The sequence below is a fragment of the Sphingomonas sp. genome, assembly GCF_036677245.1.
Classification (GTDB): Bacteria; Pseudomonadota; Alphaproteobacteria; order Sphingomonadales; family Sphingomonadaceae; genus Allosphingosinicella.
This window is the reverse complement of the sequence record NZ_JAKFCG010000069.1, coordinates 1-5530: the sequence shown is the minus strand read 5'-3', so window position 1 is coordinate 5530 and position 5530 is coordinate 1. Positions and strand designations below refer to the sequence as shown.

General features: G+C 65.9%; 5 protein-coding genes. 4 read left to right on the top strand and 1 reads right to left on the bottom strand.

Annotated features, from left to right (window positions below):
* The 3 genes from V6M48_RS08255 to V6M48_RS08245 form a co-directional block, all read left to right on the top strand.
* The coding region (locus V6M48_RS08255) for an alpha-ketoacid dehydrogenase subunit beta (protein ID WP_332812061.1) at positions 1–870 on the top strand (870 nt) is incomplete at its 5' end.
* A gap of 18 nt (positions 871–888) precedes the next feature.
* Complete coding sequence (locus tag V6M48_RS08250; RefSeq protein WP_332812060.1) at positions 889–2370, top strand: dihydrolipoamide acetyltransferase family protein; 1482 nt, start codon at positions 889–891, stop codon at positions 2368–2370.
* 96 nt (positions 2371–2466) lie between these two features.
* The gene (locus tag V6M48_RS08245; protein WP_332812059.1) at positions 2467–2670 is read left to right on the top strand and encodes a hypothetical protein; all 204 of its coding nucleotides are present in this window, start codon (positions 2467–2469) and stop codon (positions 2668–2670) included.
* Positions 2671–2698: 28 nt separating this feature from the next.
* Here the strand turns inward: V6M48_RS08245 and V6M48_RS08240 are convergent, their stop codons facing one another.
* Positions 2699–4726, bottom strand: coding sequence for a transglycosylase domain-containing protein (locus V6M48_RS08240; RefSeq protein WP_443019061.1), 2028 nt, complete (start codon positions 4724–4726; stop codon positions 2699–2701).
* Positions 4727–4974: 248 nt separating this feature from the next.
* Between V6M48_RS08240 and V6M48_RS08235 the strand changes: the two genes are divergently transcribed.
* A partial coding sequence (locus V6M48_RS08235; protein WP_332812058.1) for a TorF family putative porin occupies positions 4975–5530 on the top strand: 556 nt, incomplete at its 3' end.

The following is a 5530-nucleotide window of genomic DNA, read 5'->3' as shown; positions in this document are numbered from 1 at the left end:
CGTGCGCGCGTCTTGGATACCCCGATTGCCGAGGGCGGTATCGTCGGCGTCGCGATCGGCATGGCCGCTTACGGCCTGCGCCCGGTGGCGGAGGTCCAGTTCGCCGATTACATCTATCCCGCGGTCGACCAGATCGTCTCGGAGGCCGGCCGGATGCGCTACCGCAGCGCCGGCGAATGGGCGATCCCCCTGGTCGTCCGCTCGCCTTATGGCGGCGGCATTTTCGGCGGCCAGACGCACAGCCAGTCGCCCGAGGCGATCTTCGCCCATGTCTCGGGCATCAAGACGGTGATCCCGTCCAATCCCTACGACGCCAAAGGCCTGCTGATTTCGGCGATCGAAGACAATGATCCGGTCATCTTCTTCGAGCCCAAGCGCATCTACAACGGCCCGTTCGACGGCCATTACGAGCGGCCGGTGACGCCGTGGGCCAAGCATCCGCAAGCCGAAGTTCCCGAAGGCTATTTCAATGTTCCGCTCGGCAAGGCCGCGATCGCGCGGGAGGGAGAGGCGGTGACCATTTTGTGCTACGGCACGATGGTCCATGTCGCCGTGTCGGCAGCGGAAGCCGAGGGAGTGGATGCGGAAGTGATCGATCTGCGCACCCTGGTGCCGCTCGACATCGAGACGATCGAAATGTCGGTGAAGAAGACCGGCCGCTGCATCATCCTGCACGAAGCGACCCGTACCGCCGGCTTCGGCGCCGAACTCAGCGCGCTCGTCCAGGAGCGCTGCTTCTATCATCTCGAAGCGCCGATCCAGCGCGTGACCGGCTTCGACACGCCTTATCCGCATGCTCTCGAATGGGCCTACTTTCCGGGTCCGGTCCGCCTGGGCCTCGCTCTGCGCAACATTGTCGGTGGGGAATAGTGGAGGAGGGTTGAAGTCATGGCGCGCTATGAATTCAAGCTGCCCGACGTCGGGGAGGGGATCGCCGAGGCGGAAATCGCCGCCTGGCACGTCAAGGTCGGCGATCATGTCGAGGAGGATCAGCAGATCGCCGACGTGATGACCGACAAGGCCACCGTCGAGATGGAATCGCCGGTCGCAGGGCGCGTCGTCGCGCTCGCCGGCGAGGTCGGCGATCAGATCGCGATCGGTTCGGTGCTGGTCGTGCTCGATACTGAGAATGGGGCTGCGCCGGTTGCCGGCGATCGTCACGACACCATCGCGTTCACCGACGGTCTGATCGAAAAGAATCCCGCGCTGGCGGCGGTGGAGCCGAGCACGGCCGAGGCCGACGCCTCCGACGATCGACGTTCCGGGGATCGCCGCGACGGGGATCGCCGCGGCGGCGACAGGCGCGATGGCGATCGCCGCTCAGGCGACGAAGACCGGCGCAAGCACGATCGCGGCGAACCCGATCGGCGAAGCGGAGACCGGCGCGACGGCGAGCGCCGGGACGGGAACCGGCGCGAAGGCGACAGGCGAGACGCCGACAAGCCGAAGGACGAACAGCCTCCGGGGGGCGAGGAGGAGGCTCTTGCGGTAGGGCGCGCTCCCGCCGCACGCGCGCTCGCCTCACCCGCCGTCCGCCAGCGCGCACGCGATCTCGGCATCGACCTCTCGCAAGTGAAATCGGCGGGCGGCGATCGCATCCGCCACTCCGATCTCGATGCTTATTTGCTCTACAATGGCGGTGCCGCGCCCCATGGCGCAGCCGCGCGGCCTCGGCGCGACGAGCAGGTCAAGGTCGTCGGCCTTCGCCGCCGCATCGCGGAGAATCTGCAGGAGGCGAAGCGCCGCATCCCGCACTTCTCCTATGTCGAGGAAGTCGATGTCACCGCGCTCGAGAACACGCGCGAGATGATGAACGCCGACCGCGGTGACAATCCCAGGCTCACCCTGCTGCCGTTCCTGATCACGGCGATCTGCCGCGCGCTTACCGCCTATCCGCAAATCAACGCGCGCTACGACGACGAGGCCAATGTCGTCACCCGCCACGGCGCGGTGCACATGGGAGTGGCGACCCAGACGGCGAACGGCCTTGCGGTGCCCGTGATCCGCGACGCGCAGGATCGCGATTTATGGAGCTTGGCCTCCGAGATCGCGCGCCTTGCGGAGGAGACCCGCGACGGCACCGTCGCGCGCGAGGATTTGTCGGGCTCGACGATCACGATCAGCAGCCTCGGCCCCTTGGGTGGAATCGTGTCGACGCCGGTGATCAATCGCCCCGAGGTCGCGATCGTCGCGATCAACAAGGTGGTCGCGCGGCCGGTCGCGATCGAGCAGCGCATCGAGATCCGCAAGATGATGAACCTGTCCTCGTCGTTCGATCACCGCGTCGTCGACGGCTGGGATGCGGCAAGCTTCATCCAGGAGGTCAAACGGCTGCTCGAGCACCCCTTGCTCCTGCTTTCGCTGCGCTAGCTTAGGTGATCCCTGCCGCCCAAGTCGTTGTCCTGATGGAACAAAGCGGCGTCCTCCCGCGCTGTTGAGGAAACGCCTTTGGCAAGGAGCAGGTTTATGATCGGCAAGATTATCGGAGCGGCGATCGGCGAGCGGGTAGCGCGGCGCAGCGGCGGCGGAGCGAGGGGCGCATTGATCGGAGCGATGGCCCCGGCGATCGCCCGCCGATTGTTCGGGCCGCTCGGGCTCGCGCTCGCCGGCGGCTACGCCGCCAAGAAATATTACGATAGCCGCAAGGCCCGTCCCCAAAATCCTTCCTGATCATCATCCTGCCGGATAGCCCGGCGGATCACTCGCCGCTGTCCGGTAACTCCTCGACCGGCGGCGGCGGGGCAATGTCGGGAACGATCACCGCATCAACTTCGTCGTCGGGTCCCTCGATCGGGCGTGATAGCTCGACCGTGAATTCATCACCGCCTGCCACCGGTTCGTCCTCGAGAACCAGGCCGGAGTCGAACGGCTCTTCATCCGGTACGATCGGGGGCGCCACGATCGGTTGGCGCGGGCGCGCCGGCTCGCTCTTGACCGCGGCCGCCATGAAATCGCGCCAGATCCGGGCCGGAATGCCGCCACCGGCGACTCCGTGAAGTGGGCTGTTGTCGTCGTTGCCGACCCACACCGCGGTGACGATATCGCCTGAGAAACCGACGAAGATGGCATCGCGATTGTCCTGCGTCGTCCCGGTCTTCCCGAACGTTCCGGCGCGCAGCGCCGCCGCGCGTCCGGTGCCGTCATTGGCGGCGGCCGCGAGAAGGTCGAGCATCATTTCCCCAGTGCCGTCGTCGAAGCTGCGCCGGTTGCCCCAGAAGCGCTGGAACCAGCCTTGCCGGACCTCCGGCAGGCCGCGCGGCTTGATCGGATAGCTGTTGGCCGCCACCGCCGCATAAGCCGATGTCAGTTCGAGCAATGTCATTCCCGACGTGCCAAGCGCCAAGCTCGGCTGAGCGGTGAGCGGGCTGGTTACGCCGAGATCGCGCGCGGCACGGATCACCGCGTCGCGCCCGACACGTTCCGACAGGCGCACCGCCGCGACGTTGCTCGAAGTGGCGAACGCCTCGCGCAAGGTGATCAGCCCCCGATAGCGGCCGTTGTGGTTCTTTGGCGACCAGTCGCCGACCGTCAGAGGCGTGTCGCTGATCATCGTGTCGGGAGTCATCCCGGCGCGCAACGCGGCAAGATAGACGAACAGCTTGAACGTCGATCCCGGCTGCCGCCGCGCCTGGGTAGCGCGGTTGAACGGGCTCTTCGCATAATCCTTGCCGCCGACCATCGCGACGATGCGGCCGTCCCGGCGCATCGCGATCAGCGCCACTTGCGCCCGGCCGAGCCCGGCATTGCGTACCGCGCGCACCGCCTGGCGCTGGAGGGTGTTTTCGAGCGTCGTCGTGACCTCGCGCTCGCCATAGGTCGCTTCGGCAAAGCTTCGTGCCTCCGGAAGCACCCAGTCGGCAAAATAGGTGCCGGTCGGGATGTCGCGCACGCGCGCGACGCGCAGCTTTGCCGGCTTGAGGCGGGCCGCTTCCTTCTCGCTGACCATCCCCGCCTCGACCATCGCCGCGACGACGAGCTTCGCGCGCCGCCGGGCACCCGTGAGGTTCGAGGTCGGCGCGAGGCGCGAAGGCGCCTTGACCAGTCCCGCCAGCATCGCCGCCTGCGGCACGGTGAGATCCTCCGGCTTCTTGGTGAAATAATGGTGCGCGGCCGCCCTCAGGCCATAGACATTGTCGCCGAAATAGACGCTCGAAAGGTAGCGGCTGAGGATCTCTTCCTTCGAAAGCCAGATTTCCAGCCAGAAAGCGATCAGGGCCTCGCGCACCTTGCGCGCCGCGGTGCGGTCGGCGCTGAGGAACGACAGCTTGGCGAGCTGCTGCGTGATCGTGCTGCCGCCCTCGCGGACACCGCCCGAGCGGGTGTTGCGCCAGGCCGCCCGCGCGATCCCCCACGGATCGACCCCGATGTGGGTGTAAAAGCGGCGATCCTCGATCGCGAGGAATGCGCCAGGGACATGGTTCGGGAGCTTGGTCACGTCGACCGGAGCCGCGACAATCGCACCGCGTCGGGCGATCGGCTCGCCTTCGGCGGAGAGCAAGGTGATGCTCGGCGCGGCGATCGGCTGGAGCGACTTCGACAACGGCGCCGTCAGCGCGAGCCACACGAACAACGCGATGAACAGCCCCGCAACCAGCGCGAGCACAGGCTTCAATCGCCGCGGCTGGTCGCCGATCGTCGGCGCCGTTGGGGGAGGGGGGGCGGCCCGCGGCTCGTCGGATACCGTCGCCTCTGGTTCGGGCAGGACCCCGCCGTCGCGCATGCTCATGCGGGGGATGTAGCTCCGATCTGCCTCATCGTGAACGATTTTTGTCGCATTTCCCCCGAGAGAGGAATGGCGCCGGACCGTTGCAGCGCAGCAACACAAATGTCTTGGATGCGTCATCAAGCTTCTTTTTATTGTGCAGCGCAACACGAATGTGCACAGTCCCGGCCTCTGGCGATCACTCGCTCCGGACCGGTAGCGAGACCTCGCGGGATGAGGAGAGTGGAACAACCTTTTCACGGGGATATCCTATGCGCAAATCGCTTCTCACTGGACTTGCTGCCCTTGCCTTCACCACTGCGCTGGCCTCGCCGGCGATGGCTGCGGATCTGGGTGGCGGCCTCAGCGTCACGGGTGGTGCGGCACTCGTCTCCGACTATCGGTTCCGCGGCATTTCGCAGACCGACAAGGATTTCGCGATCCAGGGAAACATCTTCCTCAATCATAGCTCGGGCCTGTATGTCGGCACCTGGGGCTCCTCGATCGACGATTATGTCGCCGGCGGCTCCGATCAGGAGATCGATCTGATCGGCGGCTTCAAGAAAAGCTTCGGTGGAACGACGCTCGATGTCGGCTTCATCTATTATTACTATCCCGGCGCCGAGAAGATCACAGCGGGTCTCGATACCGATTTCTTCGAGCCTTATGTCGCTCTCTCGCACACTTTCGGGCCGGTGACGGGCAAGGTCATGGTTGCTTATGCTCCCAAGCAGAATGCGCTCTCGCTCGGCGCCGGCAAGGAAGACAATCTCTACCTTTCAGGCGATCTGAGCGCCGCCATCCCGAACACGCCGATCACGCTCAGCG